General features: G+C 60.3%; 17 protein-coding genes. 10 read left to right on the top strand and 7 right to left on the bottom strand.

The annotated features are described in order from the left end of the window. The first annotated feature begins 81 nt into the window (after positions 1–81). Positions 82–855 carry a DeoR/GlpR family DNA-binding transcription regulator gene (locus IE093_RS09950; RefSeq protein ID WP_189468682.1) on the top strand — a complete coding sequence of 258 codons (774 nt, stop codon included), beginning with the start codon at positions 82–84 and terminating at the stop codon, positions 853–855. Positions 856–870: 15 nt separating this feature from the next. Continuing rightward, positions 871–1,686, top strand: a complete 816-nt coding sequence (locus IE093_RS09945) for an alpha/beta hydrolase (RefSeq protein WP_189468680.1) — start codon at positions 871–873, stop codon at positions 1,684–1,686. On the opposite strand, the gene IE093_RS09940 is transcribed toward IE093_RS09945, so the two are convergent. After that, on the bottom strand, positions 1,678–2,307 hold the full coding sequence (locus IE093_RS09940; RefSeq protein WP_189468678.1) for a class I SAM-dependent methyltransferase: 630 nt from the start codon (positions 2,305–2,307) through the stop codon (positions 1,678–1,680). The genes IE093_RS09945 and IE093_RS09940 overlap by 9 nt on opposite strands. Positions 2,308–2,551: 244 nt before the next feature. Between IE093_RS09940 and IE093_RS09935 the strand changes: the two genes are divergently transcribed. The 7 genes from IE093_RS09935 (at position 2,552) to IE093_RS09905 (ending at position 9,139) form a co-directional block, all read left to right on the top strand. Further along, positions 2,552–3,247 (top strand): CBS domain-containing protein, encoded by a 696-nt coding sequence (locus tag IE093_RS09935; protein ID WP_189468676.1) that lies wholly within the window; start codon positions 2,552–2,554, stop codon positions 3,245–3,247. Positions 3,248–3,633: 386 nt separating this feature from the next. Further along, complete coding sequence (gene cyoA / locus IE093_RS09930) at positions 3,634–4,551, top strand: ubiquinol oxidase subunit II (RefSeq protein ID WP_189468675.1); 918 nt, start codon at positions 3,634–3,636, stop codon at positions 4,549–4,551. 4 nt (positions 4,552–4,555) lie between these two features. After that, positions 4,556–6,583 (top strand): cytochrome o ubiquinol oxidase subunit I, encoded by a 2,028-nt coding sequence (cyoB, locus tag IE093_RS09925; RefSeq protein ID WP_189468673.1) that lies wholly within the window; start codon positions 4,556–4,558, stop codon positions 6,581–6,583. 2 nt (positions 6,584–6,585) lie between these two features. Continuing rightward, positions 6,586–7,188 carry a cytochrome o ubiquinol oxidase subunit III gene (cyoC, locus tag IE093_RS09920; protein WP_189468670.1) on the top strand — a complete coding sequence of 201 codons (603 nt, stop codon included), beginning with the start codon at positions 6,586–6,588 and terminating at the stop codon, positions 7,186–7,188. Position 7,189: 1 nt separating this feature from the next. Continuing rightward, a complete protein-coding gene (gene cyoD / locus IE093_RS09915; protein WP_189468668.1) occupies positions 7,190–7,507 on the top strand; it encodes a cytochrome o ubiquinol oxidase subunit IV in 318 nt (105 codons plus the stop codon). Further along, positions 7,507–8,394, top strand: a complete 888-nt coding sequence (gene cyoE / locus IE093_RS09910) for a heme o synthase (protein WP_229803447.1) — start codon at positions 7,507–7,509, stop codon at positions 8,392–8,394. Before cyoD ends, cyoE begins: the two co-directional genes overlap by 1 nt. Positions 8,395–8,536: 142 nt before the next feature. Further along, entirely contained in the window at positions 8,537–9,139 is a 603-nt protein-coding gene (locus tag IE093_RS09905) for a Yip1 family protein (protein ID WP_189468665.1), read from the top strand. 84 nt (positions 9,140–9,223) lie between these two features. Here IE093_RS09905 and IE093_RS09900 read toward each other — a convergent pair whose 3' ends face one another. Beyond that, positions 9,224–10,354: a pyridoxal-phosphate-dependent aminotransferase family protein gene (locus tag IE093_RS09900; RefSeq protein ID WP_189468663.1), complete on the bottom strand. Its 1,131-nt coding sequence runs from the start codon at positions 10,352–10,354 to the stop codon at positions 9,224–9,226. 67 nt (positions 10,355–10,421) lie between these two features. Continuing rightward, complete coding sequence (locus IE093_RS09895) at positions 10,422–10,760, bottom strand: DUF6482 family protein (protein ID WP_189468661.1); 339 nt, start codon at positions 10,758–10,760, stop codon at positions 10,422–10,424. A gap of 220 nt (positions 10,761–10,980) precedes the next feature. Here IE093_RS09895 and IE093_RS09890 point away from each other — a divergent pair, with 220 nt between their 5' ends. Continuing rightward, positions 10,981–11,505 carry a porin family protein gene (locus IE093_RS09890; protein ID WP_189468659.1) on the top strand — a complete coding sequence of 175 codons (525 nt, stop codon included), beginning with the start codon at positions 10,981–10,983 and terminating at the stop codon, positions 11,503–11,505. 68 nt (positions 11,506–11,573) lie between these two features. On the opposite strand, the gene IE093_RS09885 is transcribed toward IE093_RS09890, so the two are convergent. The 4 genes from IE093_RS09885 to thiC all read right to left on the bottom strand — a co-directional run bounded on the left by IE093_RS09885 (position 11,574) and on the right by thiC (position 17,152). Continuing rightward, a complete protein-coding gene (locus IE093_RS09885; RefSeq protein ID WP_189468657.1) occupies positions 11,574–12,980 on the bottom strand; it encodes a Na+/H+ antiporter NhaC family protein in 1,407 nt (468 codons plus the stop codon). Positions 12,981–13,014: 34 nt separating this feature from the next. Next, the gene (locus IE093_RS09880) at positions 13,015–14,304 is read right to left on the bottom strand and encodes an NAD(P)/FAD-dependent oxidoreductase (RefSeq protein ID WP_189468655.1); all 1,290 of its coding nucleotides are present in this window, start codon (positions 14,302–14,304) and stop codon (positions 13,015–13,017) included. A 6-nt stretch (positions 14,305–14,310) separates the two neighbouring features. After that, complete coding sequence (locus tag IE093_RS09875; protein ID WP_189468653.1) at positions 14,311–15,108, bottom strand: IclR family transcriptional regulator; 798 nt, start codon at positions 15,106–15,108, stop codon at positions 14,311–14,313. A 154-nt stretch (positions 15,109–15,262) separates the two neighbouring features. Continuing rightward, positions 15,263–17,152, bottom strand: coding sequence for a phosphomethylpyrimidine synthase ThiC (gene thiC / locus IE093_RS09870; RefSeq protein ID WP_189468651.1), 1,890 nt, complete (start codon positions 17,150–17,152; stop codon positions 15,263–15,265). Between the last annotated feature and the right edge of the window lie 31 nt (positions 17,153–17,183).

Raw genomic sequence — 17,183 nt, 5'->3', positions numbered from 1 at the left:
CGAGTGGCGCAGCATGAAAAGGTAAGCAATTGATGAACATGGGGTTGTGTCGAGAGGGCAGCGAAATGAGAGGGCAAGGCCATGAACAGCCGTAGCGCCGTGCGCTTGGCGCGCTTGCAGGAGGCCCTGAGTCGCGGTGGTACTATCCGGCTGTCCGAAGCGGCCCGCTTGTGCGGTGTTTCGGAGATGACCATTCGTCGTGATGTGGCTGCCAGCGAGGGAGTCATGATGCTGCTCGGCGGGCGTCTGGTGATGGCCGACAACCCGCAGTATGCCCCGGTCTATGATCTGGACGAGCAGCAGGACAGCCATCACCTGGCCAAACAGCGCTTGTGTCAGTGTGCGGCCGGCTTCATCGAGGACGGCGATACGCTGTTCATCGATTGCGGTACCACCTTGATGCCGTTGGTGGCGTCCCTGGCTGGCGACAGGTCGTTGACGGTGGTGACCTATGCGCTGAATGTCGCCAATGCCGTCAGTCGCCTGCCCAATGTGCGCCTGCTGATGCTCGGTGGTCTATATCACGCAAGTTCACAGTCCTTCGGTAGTGACGACATGGCTGGGGCGATCCAGCGGCTGGGTATCAACAAGACCTTCATTTCGGCGGCGGGCGTGCATGTCGAGCGGGGAGTGAGCTGCTTCCACTTTCACGAGGTCGCCCCCAAGAGGGGGGCAATCGAAGCCGCCGAGCAGTGTATTCTGGTCGCTGACAACAGCAAGTTCGGTATCATTCGCCCCGCCTATTTCGCACGACTCGATGAATTCGATGTCATTGTCACCAATGGAGAAGTCGGCGAGTGTCTGCGTCGCCGGCCATCGACCGATGACACCTCGCCAAAAATCCTGGTGGCCTGAGTGTTCCGGACCCTTATGGCAATCGTCATCGTGGCCTTGTCGTCCCATGCTCATGCTGTCGACCGCGAGGCGACGCTGTGCGGGCCGATCAAGGAGCGCTTTTTCTTCTGGCAATGGAGCCTGGCGGCTCCGAACCCCAATCCGGCCCGTGTGGCTGGGCTGGCGCACGTCGAGGCGACGACCTTCGTCACCGGCGACGGCAAGCGTTTGGTCGGGTATCGCTATGCCGCCCATGGCAACCTGAACGAAGAGGGGCAGCCGCGCGGCTACGTGCTGATGGCCATGGGCAATGCCATGGTAGCCGACATGATGATCCAGCATCTGGGAGATTTTGCCGCCGCCGGTTTCGACACCTATGTGTTCGATTATCGCGGTTATGGCAACTCGCAAGGGCGTCGCCGGATCAATGCCATCATCGAGGACTACAAGGAGATCGTTGCCGCCCTCAACGAGCGCTATCCGAGTGCGCGGCTATATGGCACTTCCCTGGGCGGGGCAGTGATGATGAACGTGATCGGCAGCGGCGTCGAGTTCGAGCGAGCGGTGATCGATGCCAGCCCCAGCCGCTTTTCACCTTTCGGGTGTCCGCGACGTATCGATCCGGTCGAGCACTTGCCCGAGGATGCCCGCCGGTTGTTGGTGATTACCGGTCAGCGAGACTCGGTTCTGAGCGCCAGGATGACCCGCGAACTGCGAATCGAAGCCGAAAAGCGGGGCGCCGAGGTGATCGACGGCGAAGACTACGATCACCCGTTCATGGATCGTGCCGAGGTGCACCGTGAACGGATGGAACGAATCGAGCACTTTCTATTGGCCGAGCCGTCATTGTGATGCTGGTGGTGTTTCCTTACATGGCACGCAGTAATAGAGCTGCGCCGGCAGCACATTGAGCGGTTCGAAACCGCGCCTGACCTCCGAGAAAACGCGCTGAAGGTGTGGCAGCACCTTCGGCGAGAACTGATAGATCAGTAAGGCGCCGTTGGGGGAGAGTACTTGATGGGTATTGCGAAGCACAGCTTCGCAGGTGGCTCTCGGCATGGTGCTGAAGGGGATGCCCGCTATCACGTAATCGGCGGTCTCGAGATCACGTTCGATAAGCGTATCAAGGATGTCGGCTGCCGAGCCGTGAACCACCTGGAGTCTTGGGTCGGGCAGCGAGTCGTGCAGAAAGGCAACGAAATCCTGGTTCGTTTCCACGGCTACCAGCACTGCCTCGGGATGCATGCGGCGCAGGATTTCGCGCGTGATGGTACCGACCCCGGGGCCATATTCGACAATCACGCGGGCTCGATCCCAGTCGACCTGGTCCAGTAACCGCCTGACGAGAAAGGGCGAACTGGGAATGATCGAACCCAGCATCCTCGGGTGCTTGAAGAAGTTCCTCGCGAACAGTGACCACTGGCTGCGCGGGGAGGGTGCGGGTTTCTCTGATGTACGTGACTGAAAATCCATAGACCGCTCCCTTTGTCTGAGCATGGAGGCGTTTTCTCCACTCTAGGCCACTGGGGAGCACTGGGAAAGGGCAAATGCTTGAAATGCCGAACCTTCGCTTTCCTGCAAAAAACTGTCCTCGATCAAGGTGGGTCGTCGGATGCCTTGCTAGATTGATAAATAGGTTCGGTGCCGAGCCTGCCACCATCGGCGCTCATGTCATTGCCTAGTCGCCTTGTCGCGACGATCACCCGGAGACAATACCATGCAAGCCTCAGACGTCATGACCCCCAATGTCATCACGGTAACGCCCGATACCGACGTGCACGAGATCGCCCGGTTGTTGCTCGAACATCGTATCAGTGCCGTGCCGGTGGTCGATGCCGACCAGCAGGTATTGGGTATCGTCAGCGAAGGTGATCTGATACGCCGTGTGGAGAACGAGACCGACAAGCGGCAGTCATGGTGGCTGAGGTCGATCTTTGCTGGCGAGAGCCGGGCCAGCGATTACGTCAAGACCCATGGTCGCAAGGCGCATGAGGTCATGACCGCCGACCCCGTGGTCGTGGGCGAGGACGAGCCACTTTACAAGATCGCTACCCTGCTCGAGAAACACCATATCAAGCGGGTACCGGTGGTTCGCGATGGTCGGCTGGTCGGTATCGTCAGTCGGGCGAACCTGTTGCGGGGGTTCTCGGCAACCGCCCCGGATGCCACCACGCCGGTCACGGCGGACGATCGCGAGATTCGCGATGCCATCCTCAAGGAGATCAACGAAAATACCGGGCTGACGTTCGATCGCGTCAATGTCATCGTCCAGGATGGCGTCGTGCAGCTATGGGGCCTGGTGGAGTCCCAGGATGAGAAACGCGCGGCAGAGGTCGCTGCCGAGAACACCCCCGGCGTCAAACGAGTCGAAAACAACCTGGGCTTCTTGCCGATTGGCATGAGTAGCGTCTGATTCTCTCTCGTCCGGTAGGACACAAAACGACGGGGCGGCCCTTTGGCCGCCCCGTCGTCATTGCGACTTAACGTAAGTGACGGCACCAGGTATCCCCTTTGTCGAGGGGAAATTGTCTACCTGCGACAAACCGCCCTGCGGCAAAACGTCTCTTCCCATCAGTGTGTCGCATCCCGACAATCCTTTCCCCGCCGCCGGACCGAAGGCTTGACCGCACGGCTCGAGGTGCCATTCATGGCGGCTCAAGCTTCCGATGTGCTCCTCCCTGTCCTGCTGATTGGGGTGAAACGACCGGTTTCAAGGGGAGTGTCTGCTACGTCTATTGGCTTGTTTAGTAAGTAGCGTATTCATAACATTCTGCCTCCCCGCCCTGACGAGGTCGTACCATGAGAAGAAACTCCTGCTTGCGAGTGCTCGGCATTTTGCTGTGGCTATCGCTGCCCCTGCTGCTTGGCGGCTGCAGTTCGGCGCTTCTGGATCCCAAAGGTGAGATCGGTGTCGAGCAACGCACTCTGATACTGACCGCCTTCGGCCTGATGCAGATCGTCGTCATTCCCGTGATCGTAATGACGCTGCTTTTTGCCTGGCGCTACCGCCGCGGCAACAAAGAGGCTGCCTATCACCCCGAGTGGGCGCATTCCAATCGGATCGAGGCCGTCGTATGGCTCATTCCTTGCGTGATCATCGCCTTCCTGGCGGCATTGACCTGGTACACCTCGCATAGTCTGGATCCCCACAAGCCGTTGGCCGATGAAGAGGGGGAGGCACTTGAGATTCAAGCCGTGTCGCTGGATTGGAAGTGGCTGTTCATCTATCCCGAGCAGGGCATTGCCACCGTCAACGAACTAGCCTTCCCGGTCGATGTACCGGTGCACTTCCGGGTCAGCTCGGGGTCGGTGATGAACGCCTTCTTCATCCCGGACCTGGGCAGCCAGATCTACGCCATGGCGGGGATGGACAACGACGTGCACCTGATTGCCAACGAGGAAGGCACCTATCCCGGCCGGTCGACCAACTACAGTGGGGCGGGATTCTCGGGCATGACCTTCGAGGCGCATGCCACCTCGCAGCAGGAGTTCGATGCCTGGGTCGAGCAGGTGCGCCAGGCGCCGGAGACGCTGACCTTCCCCGAGGAGTACGACGCCTTGGCGCAGCCCAGCGAGGACCATCCGGTCGAGTACTTCTCCCAGGTGTCGCCTGGTCTTTACGAAAGCATCATCAAGAGTTTCCACACCGGTTCCGGGCATGACGACATGCACGGTGGCCATGGTGAGATGCTCATGAGCGCGGAGGCAGCGGAGTAACATCATGTTCGGAAAACTCAGCTTGGAAGCGATTCCCTATCACGAGCCGATCCTGGTGGCCGTGGGAATTGCCGTCATCATCGGTGGTCTCGCCCTGTTCGGTGCCTTGACCTATTTCCGCAAATGGAACTGGTTGTGGAGCGAGTGGTTCACCTCCGTGGACCACAAGAAGCTTGGCATCATGTACTTCATCGTGGCGCTGGTGATGCTGTTACGGGGCTTCGCCGATGCCATCATGATGCGTACCCAACTGGCCATGGCATCCGCCGGGTCAGCGGGGTATCTGCCTCCCGAACACTATGACCAGATCTTCACTGCCCATGGCGTGATCATGATCTTCTTCGTCGCCATGCCCATGGTCATCGGTCTGATGAACCTGGTGGTGCCGCTGCAGATTGGTGCCCGCGACGTTGCCTTCCCATTCCTCAACAACCTGAGCTTCTGGCTGTTCGCGGCTGGGGCGATCCTGGTCAACATCTCGCTGTTCGTCGGTGAATTCGCCAAGACCGGCTGGTTGGCTTATGCCCCGCTATCGGGAATCGAATACAGTCCCGGGGTCGGCGTCGACTACTGGATATGGGCATTGCAGATATCGGGGATCGGCACGACGCTCACCGGTATCAACTTCTTCGTGACCATCCTGAAGATGCGCACCAAGGGCATGACGCTGTTCCGCATGCCGATCTTCACCTGGACGTCACTGTGCGCCAACGTACTGATCATCGCTTCCTTCCCGATCCTGACGGCGACCATCGCCCTGCTGACGTTGGATCGCTACCTGGGAATGCACTTCTTTACCAACGATTTCGGCGGCAACGTGATGATGTACGTCAACCTCATCTGGGCCTGGGGTCACCCGGAGGTGTACATCCTCATCCTGCCGGCATTCGGCGTGTTCTCGGAAGTCATCGCGACCTTCGCCCGCAAGCGCCTGTTCGGTTACAACACCATGGTCTGGGCGACCGTGTGCATCACGCTGCTGTCATTCATCGTTTGGTTGCACCATTTCTTCACCATGGGAGCGGGAGCCAACGTCAATGCCTTCTTCGGCATCATGACGATGATCATCGCCATTCCCACCGGGGTGAAGGTCTTCAACTGGCTGTTCACCATGTATCGCGGCAGCCTCGAGTTTTCCTCGCCGGTACTGTGGACGCTGGGCTTCATCATCACTTTCACCTTGGGCGGCATGACCGGGGTAATGTTGGCGGTGCCGGCTGCCAACTTCGTGTTGCACAACAGCCTGTTCGTCATCGCGCATTTCCATAACGTGATCATCGGCGGTGTGTTGTTCGGGATGATGGCGGGCCTGACCTACTGGTTCCCGAAGGCCTTCGGCTTCAAGCTCGACGAGAAGTGGGGCAAGCGCTCCTTCTGGTGTTGGCTGGTGGGCTTCTACGTGGCCTTCATGCCGCTCTACGTGCTGAGCTTCTTCGGCGCCGTGCGCCGCATGCAGTCCTATGACAACCCCGAGTGGCAACCGTGGATGCTGCTGGCCTGGGTGGGCGCCGTCATCATCATGCTGGGTATCATCTGCACCGTGATCCAGTTCTGGGTCAGCATCCGTGATCGCCGCAAGTACGCGGATGTCACTGGCGACCCCTGGGATGGACGTACCCTGGAGTGGGCCACGTCCTCACCCGCGCCTTTCTACAACTTCGCGCATCTGCCGCAGGTCGATTCCGTCGACTGCTTCTGGGCGCAGAAGCAACAAGGCATCCAGGCGGTAAGCAAGGGGCCGTACCAGGACATCCACATGCCCAAGAACACTGCGGCCGGGCCGATCATCAGCCTGTTCGCGCTGATCCTGGGCTTTGCGCTGATCTGGCATATCTGGTGGCTGGCGATCGTCGGTGCCGCCGGAACCTTCGTCAGTTTCCTGGCGCGCATCTTCAACGATGATGTCGACTACTACGTGTCCGCCGCGGAAGTCGAGCGCATCGAGCGCGAGCATCAGCAACGGCTGAAGCTGCGCGAGCAGCAGCCCGAGGATGAGAGCGTGCCCAACACACGGTTTGGAATGCAGGTGTAATCATGACTACCGAAACATTGAGTCATCACGATGCGCATGATCACCATGATGCCGGAGGCATAAAGGTATTCGGCTTCTGGGTCTACCTGATGAGCGACCTGGTGATCTTCGGATCGTTGTTCGCCACGTACGCCGTGCTCATGAAGGGCACGGCCGGGGGCCCGACGGGAGCGGACATCTTCGAGCTGCCGTTCATCCTGGTCGAGACCTTCCTGCTGCTGTTCAGTAGCTTCACCTACGGCATGGCGGTGCTGGCGATGAATGCTGGCAGGATCGGGCAAATCAAGGCCTGGCTGGGTATCACCTTCCTGCTCGGCGCTGCCTTCGTGGGCATGGAAATCTATGAGTTCCAGCACTTGATCCATGAGGGCTTCGGTCCCGATCGCAGTGCCTTCCTGTCGGCGTTCTTCACCCTGGTCGGCACCCACGGCCTGCACGTGACCTTCGGCTTGATCTGGATCCTGGTGATGCTCGTGCAACTCCATACCAAGGGTCTGAACGACGTGACCCGACCGAGGATCCTGTGCCTGAGCCTGTTCTGGCACTTCCTCGACATCGTCTGGATCTGTGTCTTCTCTTTCGTCTACCTGATGGGAGTCCTGTGAGATGAGCGATTCGCACTCTGCGCACGGCAGCGTCAAGTCCTATGTCATGGGGCTGATCCTATCCATCGTGCTGACCGTGATTCCGTTCGCCGTGGTGATGAGCGGTGCATTGAGCACCATGGCCATGGTCGCAGTCATCGTCGTCACGGCGACACTGCAGATTCTCGTGCAATTGATCATGTTCATGCACATGAACACCAAGTCGGACGAGGGGTGGAACTTCCTCTCCTTTGTCTTCACGGTGACGATACTCGTCCTGGTCGTCGGAGGTTCGCTGTGGATCATGCATCATCTGCATCTGAACACGATGATCGGCTGATGCCGCGTCATGGAGTGGTCAAGGACCTCTTTATCCTGACCAAGCCAGGGATCATCGGCGGTAACCTGATCTCCGTCATTGGCGGCTATTTTCTGGCCGCCCGCGGTGAGTTCGACCCGTTGTTGTTTCTCTCCGCGCTGATCGGTCTGGCCTTGGTGATCGCGTCGGGCTGTACGTTCAACAACGTCATCGATCGCGATATCGATGCCGTCATGCGGCGCACTCGCGATCGCCCGCTGGTGCAGGGACGCATCTCGCCCGCCGTGGCGCTTTGTCAAGCCACATTGCTGGGCATTGCGGGCTTCGTGCTGTTGGCGTTCGGCACCAACCCCTTGACGGTGGGCTTGGCGGCGTTCGGCTTCGTGATTTATGTCGGTGCCTATAGCCTGTACATGAAACGGCACTCCGAGTACGGCACGTTGGTGGGCAGCCTGTCGGGGGCTGTGCCACCGGTAGTAGGATATTGTGCCGTGACCGGGCACTTCGACCCGGGGGCGCTGACACTGCTGATCATCTTCAGCCTGTGGCAGATGCCGCATTCCTACGCTATCGCTATCTTCCGCCTCGAAGATTATCGGGTGGCTTCGATCCCCGTGCTGCCGGTGGTCAGGGGAATTGCAACGGCCCGACATCACATCCTCGGCTATATCCTGGCCTTCATTGCTGCCACGCTGACGCTCAGCCTGGCGGGCTATGCCGGCCCGGGCTATCTTGCCGTCGCGTTGGTCATGGGGCTCTATTGGCTGTATCTGGCGCTGCAGGGGTACCGTGCTCGCGACGAGGCGCATTGGGCGAGACGCATCTTCGGCTGCTCGATCCTCACCATCACGGCACTGAGCCTGATGATGTCGCTGGATTCGACCCTCGGGGCGCTGCCCCTCTTGTGAGCTGACTCACTTTCCTCCTGGGCGGCCATCCGTCCACAGTTGCGTTGAAACAGCATCGCGATACGCCTGCCTATACTGTCAGGGATGCCCAAGCGGGCATCCTTGGCGGTATGCCGTTCATACGGATAGCAGGAGATTTCGGATGCTGACTCATGTCTGGGGGCTGTTGGCCCATCCCTATCGGGAATGGAAGCAGATGCATGACGAACGGGAAACGGTGACGCACCTCTATGCGCACCATGTGTTCGTCATGGGCGCGATTCCCGTGATCTGCGCCTATATCGGTACCACCCAAGTCGGATGGGGATTGGGAGGAGAGCGCACCATCAAGCTGAACCTGTTGGATGCGTTCTATGCCGGTATCGCTTTCTACATCGCGATCCTGGCTGCGGTGTTCGTGATGGGAAGCGTGATCCACTGGATGGCGCAGCGCTACGCCAATCCGCCCAGCCGTCGGCGTTGCGTGATCTTCGCCGGGTATCTCGCCACGCCCATGTTCTTGAGTGGGATGGTGGCGCTCTATCCCTTGGTCTGGCTGTGCTTGCTGGCGGGGATCATTGGGCTCTGCTATACCGCCTATCTCCTCTATGTGGGCATACCCGCCTTCCTCGATATCAGCAGTGAAGAAGGCTTCATCGTCTCCAGCACGACCCTGGCGATAGGCGTGCTGGTGCTTGAGGCACTATTGGCGGTGACGGTGCTGTTGTGGGGATATGGCGAGCGAATCCTGCTATCGCTGTTTTAAGCATGACCGTACCGAAGAGCATCTGGAGAAGAGGGCGGCCCAATGGGTCGCCCTCGTCGTTATCGTTGAACCACGTAAGATCGGCTAGGGTGTGCTTTCCAACTGTGCCAGCGCCTTCTCGAGTCGTGCCACGGCGCCGTCCACGTCATGCAGCTTGTCCAGGCCGAACAAGCCGATGCGGAAGGCTTGGTATTCATCGCCTTCGTCGCACATCAGCGGTACTCCGGTGGCTACCTGCAGGCCGGCCGCCATGAACTTGCCCGCTATGGCGCCATCCCCGGTATAGCTGACCACCACGCCAGGCGCCTTGAAGCCCTCGGCTGCCACGCTCACGAAACCTCGCTCTTCGAGCAGGGCGCGTACTCGTTGACCGAGCTCCCACTGTTCGTCGCGAACCTTGTCAAAGCCGTAGTCGGCGGTTTCTTGCATGATGTTGCGCAGGCGCCGCAAGCCATCGGTGGGCATGGTGGCGTGGTAGGCATGACCGCCGCTCTCGTAGGCTTGCATGATCTCATGCCACTTGCGCAGATCGGCAGCGAAGCTGGTGCTGGTGGTGGTTTCGAGTCGCTCCAGGGCACGTGGAGAGAGCATCACCATGGCACAGCACGGTGAACCGCTCCAGCCTTTTTGCGGCGCGCTGATCAGCACGTCGACGCCACTTTCGCGCATGTCCACCCACAACGTGCCGGAGGCGATGCAGTCGAGCACGAACAGCCCGCCGACCCGGTGTACGGCATCAGCGACCTCTTTCAGGTAGTCGTCGGGCAGCAACATGCCCGAGGCGGTTTCCACGTGCGGAGCGAAGACCAGGTCCGGTCGTTCGGCCTCGATGGCGGCTACGACCTCGTCGATGGGCGCCGGGATGAAGGGTGCCTGCGCTTCCTCGACGACACGGCGTGCTTTCAGCACCGTCGAAGTGGCGGGGATATCGCCCATCTCGAAGATTTGAGTCCAGCGGTAGCTGAACCAGCCATTGCGGATTACCAGGGTCTTCTTGCCGGTGGCGAACTGCCGGGCTACCGCCTCCATGCCGAAGGTACCGCTACCAGGCACGATCACTGCCGCTTCGGCACTGTAGACGTCCTTCAGGGTCCGGGAAATGTCGCGCATCACCCGCTGGAATGACTGCGACATGTGATTCAACGAACGATCGGTATAGACCACCGAATACTCGAGCAGTCCATCGGGGTCCACGTCGGGTAGCAAGCCTGGCATTTCGATCTCCTGGAATAAGCAAGGTCTCCCAGAATATGTGTTAGCCCGGCGATTCGCTACCTCCCTTCTAAAAGCCGATGCGGGTGCCGTTCTTCAGTGCATCCTCGCTGCTTACCCGGGCCATCTCGCTGCCGATCATTTCGTCGCTATCGTCGATGAAGGTCAGGATGCCATGGGTGAACCCCATAGGGCGCAGCAGATCCTTGGCCTCTTCGATCGCATGGAAGTGGATAGGCTGTTGATGGTTGTCAACGAGCTGATAGGATTTTTGCTCATCGTGCAGGTGTACCAGATAGACACCCGCTCGGCAGGAGCAAAGCTCCACTTCCGGCTTGGGGTCGCGATGGGCAAGCGAGCGGAGCTGGTGTTGAGTCACATTCTCTAGGGTATCGGTCCTTGGGGTCATGCTAGCGTCTCCTCGTTGAGCATTGGAGAACCAGCCGTCGCTGGAGAAACCAGCGGAATACTCTCTTACCATAGCGCCGTATGGGTAGGCTGCAAGCAAGGACGGTGCCGATCGTCGAACGACGAAAGCGATCGGGTCAAGAGCACATTGCAAGTCCGAGAGTTGTGAGCCAAACTTCATGAGAGTAAGAAAACGCTGTTTCCTAAGTGGGAGGTGGCCCATGAAACTGTTTGCCATATCCGCCGCTACACTACTGATGGTTGGCACTGCCGCCACGGTCCAGGCACAGTCATTCCAGTCCGCCAGCTATCCCCAGATCTATGTCGGCGGTGATGCCATGTTCTGGGAGCTCGACCCCGATCGTGGGCCCTCCGCCGACAGCGTCGGCCTGCGCTTGCGTGGTGGTGCTCAGCTCAGTGACTACTTTGCTGTGGAAGGGCATTTAGGCAGCGGCGGTTCCGATACCAACCGCGGTCTGGAGACTGAACTGGATTATGTGGTTGGCGCCTATGCCAAGGGCATCCTGCCGGTGGCCGACGAATTCCGTCTCTATGGCCTGGCTGGCTATAGCGAGGTGAAGGGCCTATTTCCCGACAATGATCGGGAAAATGACTTCTCCTACGGCGCTGGCGCCGAGTTCGACATAATGCCCAATGTCTCGGTCGGTGCCGATTACATGCGCTATCTCGATGAATCCGACTTTACCTTCGATGCCGCCAGCGTCGGCGTGATTTATCGTTTCTGACGCGTTCCATGTCCGCCGCAGCCAAAACTGCCCCGCCGGTAACGGCGGGGGCATCAAGTACCATATTTCTATAGCCAACTACCCGCGATCAGATAGGCGAAAAGCGCAATGAACGCGACGGCCAGGGCGAAGGGAATCTGTGTCTTGATGTGATCGATATGGTCGGATGCCGCACCGGTGGAGGCCAGCACCGAGGTGTCCGAGAGTGGTGAGCAGTGGTCGCCGAATACGCCTCCTCCCGCCACGGCTGCCACGGTGGCGTAGACCAGCGGCGTGACCTGATCACTGGTAAAGGTGAAGGCGATCGGTACGGACAATGGCATCATGATCGCGAAAGTGCCCCAGGAGGTTCCGGTGGAAAAGGCGATCACCGCGGCGATAAGGAAGGTCATGGCAGGTAGCAGTGAGGGAGTCAGCCAATCCTGCGTTACTTCCACGATATAGGTGGCGGTGCCCATGTCCTTGGACAGTTGGTTCAGCGAATAGGCCAGGGCGAGAATGACGATTGCGGGCATCACCCCTTTCATCCCGGAAATAGCCGTTTTCATGATGTCATGGAAGGGAATGCCCTGCAGTCGCATGAGCACACCCAGCGTCACGGATGCCGCCAGAAACGCTTCCATGGTCTTGGCGGAACCCATGACGATGAAGGTGCCCACGGCGACGCCGATGACGATCAGTACCGGTAAGAAGAAGTTGAGGAACAGCGAAGTGCGGACGCTGCCATATGGTTGGATATCGGTAAGCTCTTCTCCGACCAGCGGTTCGGCGCCGTCCCGCAGTACTTTGCCTTCTTCCTGTGCGCGCTTTTCCGCTCGGCGCATCGGGCCGAAGAGGGGAACGATACCGACGATCACCAGGCCGACCGTCAGCACGGAAAGCCAGGCATATATGTTGTAGGGGATCGCCCCCAGGAAAACCGACATGGCCTGCCCAGCGTCCTCGATGGGGCCCATGCCGATCAGCAACCCGGAGATGAACACCGCCCAACCGGTGATCGGTACCAGAACGCTGACGGGGGCCGATGTGGAGTCGGCGATATAGGCCAGCTTCTCCCGGGAGACCTTGTAGCGGTCGGTCAGTCCGCGCACGGTGGTGCCGACGAACAGCGGGCTGAAATAGTCGCTGAAGAACACGAACATTCCCATGAACCAGCCGACGAGTTGAACGCGTACCCGCGATAGGGCCCGGCGCTCTATCCAGGAAGTGAAGTTCTGGATGGCGCCGGTGCGCTGGAAGAACGCGATGACGGTGCCGATGAACAGTTCGAGCAAGAGTATCCACGAGAAACTGGTGGTGCCCAACGTCTCTTTGAGGAGAGTCGGAAAGCCCATGAGCCCCTTGTCCATCGACATGACGCCGACGAAACAGGCGACGGCAAGGGAGAACACGGTGTTGCGCGTGACGAAAGCCAGCAGGATGGCAAGTGCCGCCGGCATGACCGACAGCAGCCCAAGATGATCGTGAAGGTCCATTGGTTACCTCGATTGTTGTTGTGGATGAAAATGCTCAGGTTTCGCGGCTGGCCTTACGCCGTTCCAGCGCCGCCGTGAGATGGAAACCGATGCGGCGGACTGGCTCGGGGGGCATCCAACTGGCACGGCCGAAGAGCGCCTGGATATCCTCGACCGGCAGGCCAAGGGCATGACGTGCCAGGGCATTGCCAAGAAAGGTGCCCTTGACGATGCCGCCACCATTGCAGCCGGCCGAGACATACAGGCCCGGCTGAATCTCGCCCCATAGGGGGGCGCCGTTATGGGTCAGCCCGGTGGTGCCGCCCCACACACGCTCGAATCGAATCGGGGCGAGCTCGGGAAAGCGGGCTTCCAGACTTGCTTTCAGCGAGTCCTCGATTCGGGTGTTGCTTGCCTCGCGCTCGTAGCTGTATCGCGAGCGGATCATCAGGCGTCCATCGGAGGTCGTGCGTAACGTGCAGCCGAGTCGATGCGCCGGCAGTAGCCCCCAGGTTTGGGGCATGATCCGCGTGCGATTCGAGTCCGCCAGCACAGCAGTCACGGCGGCATAGGTATAAATGGCCGTCAGGCGTGACGCATCGGCGCCGAAAGCGCGTGCAAAGGCGTTGTTGGCGAGAATGACCCGAGGCGTGCGTATTTCGCCTTCGGCGGTGATGACACGCCAGCTTTCGTTATCTCGATGAATGGCGGTGGCCGGGCACTGTTCGTGCAACTCGACGTTTGCGGGGAGCGTTTCCGCCAATCCCCGGATCAAGGCGGCGGGCTGCACGAGGTAACAGTCAGGCGAGTAGAGGCCTTCCGTGTAGTAGCGTGTGCCGATTCGCTCGGCCAGCGCATCACCGTCCAGGGTGTCGTAACGCAGCTTGGCGGAGTCAAGGAATGCGCGATACGAGGCCAGGAATTGGCGTCCGGCGGGGCTACTGGCCGCGCGATAGGTGCCGCTATGCTGGAGCTGGCAGTCGATGCCATGCGCTTCGACACGCTGACGCAATCGCGCCATGGTCTGGCGGGTCAGCGCATTCAGGCGAGACATCCGTTCGAGTTCCTTGGGGCTGGCATCGTTGGCCAGTGCGATTTCCAGCATGAAACCGGAATTTCGCCCGGGGCTGCCTTCGCCGAGACGTTCGGCATCGAGGATCTTGATTCGGTCGTGGGGCCGGGCGTCTTGCCATGCCATGGCGGCGGCAAGGCCGGTATAGCCGGCACCGACGATTACCAGGTCGGCTGTGGCATCGCCGCGCAAGGTGGGGAAAGGTTCACGGTCCGGCAGCCACAGATTCCAGCCGCAGGGGCGTTCGTGAGAGGGAAGGTTAGGCCAGGCCATGCGGGCTTATTCCACGTACAACAGGCCGTGTGCCTGCTGCACCATCTCGAGGGCCTCGGCCTGCATGCTTTCCAGCACCTCTTGCTTATGGGATTCGGTCATGCGCGATTTGAGCATCGAACAGCTCATCGCTCCGAGGGGATGCCCACTATGGTCGAGAATGGGGATGGCCAGTCCGGTATATTCCGGCAGTTGCGAGCCTTCGACACCTCGTGCATAGCCGGTCTTCAAGAGGTGGTGGATCTCGACTTCGACGTTGGTGGGGGAGATGTTGTAGTCGGACTGCAGGCGAGAAGCATTGTGCATGAGGATCGCCTTGCGCTCCGATTCCCCGAGATAGGCGAGCAGCGCGATGGACGCCTGGCCGACACCCAGAGGCAGGCGTCCACCGGTTGCGCGCACGAAGCTGCCGACCGGATAGTCTCCGTTCTGGACTTCGAGACACACCGCATTGACGCCATCGCGGGCGAAAAGATAGAAGCTGTCGCCGAGGCGTTGGGCCAGCGACAGCAGTCGGGGACGTGCCAGGTCGCGCAGCCCGGCTCCGTTGCCGGCCTGGGCGCCGAGAACCAGTAGCTCATAGCCCAGCAGATAACGACCCCGGATCGGCGAGGGACGCAGGAACCCTTGCTCCTTGAGCCCTTTCAACAGCCGATAGATCGTCGGGCGACTGAGGTCGATGGCATCCAGGTAGTCGTCGATGCTTGCCCCACGATAGCCACAGGCAGCGGTGACCTGTAGTACCTGCATGGCATGCACCAGAGTCGAGGGACCTTGTGCCGTGGGATGGCGATTGGACGTCATTATCGTGTCACGGGTTGATGAGCCAGCCCACAGCTTAGCGAGATAAAATCGGAAGTTCGTCTCGTATAATGAGATGTTGTAAAAGACACAGGGCCGCATGGTGCGGCCCTGTGTTCGAGATCGGTTACCGTGGCGGTAACGTGTTCGGTCGACCTCAGACCTCCTTGTAGAGCTCGGCGCCTTCGCGGCGGAACTTCTCGGCCTGCTCCTCCATGCCCTTCATCACTGCTTCCTGGTCGCCGTCAAGCCCCTTCTCCTTGGCGTAGTCGCGGACTTCCTGGCTGATCTTCATCGAGCAGAACTTGGGCCCGCACATCGAGCAGAAGTGGGCCACCTTGGCTGAGTCCTTGGGCAGGGTCTCGTCGTGGTACTCGCGCGCGGTGTCCGGGTCGAGGCCTAGGTTGAACTGGTCTTCCCAGCGGAACTCGAAGCGCGCTTTGGACAACGCGTTGTCGCGACGCTGGGCGGCCGGATGCCCCTTGGCCAGGTCGGCGGCGTGGGCGGCAATCTTGTAGGTGATGATGCCGGTCTTGACGTCGTCCTTGTTGGGCAGGCCAAGGTGTTCCTTGGGGGTGACGTAGCACAGCATGGCACAGCCGTACCAGCCGATCATCGCCGCACCGATGCCGGAGGTGATGTGGTCGTAGCCCGGGGCGATGTCGGTGACCAGCGGCCCGAGGGTGTAGAAGGGCGCCTCGTCGCAGTACTCGAGCTGCTTGTCCATGTTCTCTTTCACGAGGTGCATGGGCACGTGGCCGGGGCCCTCGATCATCACCTGCACGTCGTGCTTCCAGGCGATCTTGGTCAGCTCGCCGAGGGTCTTGAGCTCGGCCATCTGCGCCTCGTCGTTGGCGTCGGCCACCGAGCCGGGGCGCAGGCCGTCACCCAGCGAGAACGCCACGTCATACTGCTTGCAGATCTCGCAGATCTCCTCGAAATGGGCATAGAGGAAGCTCTCCTGGTGGTGGAACAGGCACCACTTGGCCATGATCGAGCCGCCGCGGGAGACGATGCCGGTGACCCGCTTGGCGGTCAGTGGCACATAGCGCAGCAGCACGCCGGCGTGGATGGTGAAATAGTCCACGCCCTGCTCGGCCTGCTCGATGAGGGTGTCGCGGAACACCTCCCAGGTCAGATCCTCAGCGACGCCGTTGACCTTCTCCAGCGCCTGGTAGATGGGCACGGTACCGATCGGCACCGGGGCGTTGCGAATGATCCACTCGCGGGTCTCGTGGATGTTCTGCCCGGTGGAGAGGTCCATGATCGTATCGGCGCCCCAGCGGATGCCCCAGGTCATCTTGTCGACCTCTTCCTCGATCGAGGAGGTCACCGCCGAGTTGCCCAGGTTGCCGTTGATCTTCACCAGGAAGTTGCGGCCGATGATCATCGGCTCGGATTCCGGATGGTTGATGTTGTTGGGAATGATGGCACGGCCCGCCGCCACTTCCTGACGTACGAATTCGGGGGTGATCTCCTCGGGCAGCTTGGCGCCGAAGCTCTGGCCCGGGTGCTGGTGACCTAGGATACGCTCGACCTCTTCCGTCCCCAACGCCTGGCGGCGCTGATTCTCGCGAATGGCGATGAATTCCATCTCCGGGGTGATGATGCCCTGGCGTGCGTAATGGAGTTGGGTGACGTTCTTACCGGGCTTGGCCCGACGGGGGGTACGGGTCAGGTCGAAGCGCAGCGGCGCAAGCATCGGGTCATTGGCACGGCGCTGGCCATATTCGCTGGTCGGACCGTCGAGGAATTCGGTGTCGTCACGCTCGTCGATCCAGGCACGGCGCAGCTCGGGCAACCCTCGGCGCAGGTCGATACAGGTATCCGGATCGGTGTACGGGCCTGAGGTGTCGTAGACCAGCAGCGGCGGGTTCTGTTCGTCGGCGCCGGAAGTCTTGGTCGGCGACAGCGAAATCTCGCGGAACGGCACGCGGATGTCGGGGCGCGAGCCTTCGACGTAGACCTTGCGCGAGCCTGGCAAGGGTTTGACGGCAGCATCATCGACGCGAGCGCTCTCGGCGAGAAAGTGGGCGGTTTTTGCCATGTGAGGGTTCTCCCTTCCTTAATAAGCCAGC

Origin of the sequence: Litchfieldella qijiaojingensis (assembly GCF_014651875.1) — a bacterium.
GTDB classification, from domain to species: domain Bacteria; phylum Pseudomonadota; class Gammaproteobacteria; order Pseudomonadales; family Halomonadaceae; genus Litchfieldella; species Litchfieldella qijiaojingensis.
The sequence above is the reverse complement of the archived record's forward strand: the minus strand, read 5'-3'. Positions and strand labels throughout refer to the sequence as shown.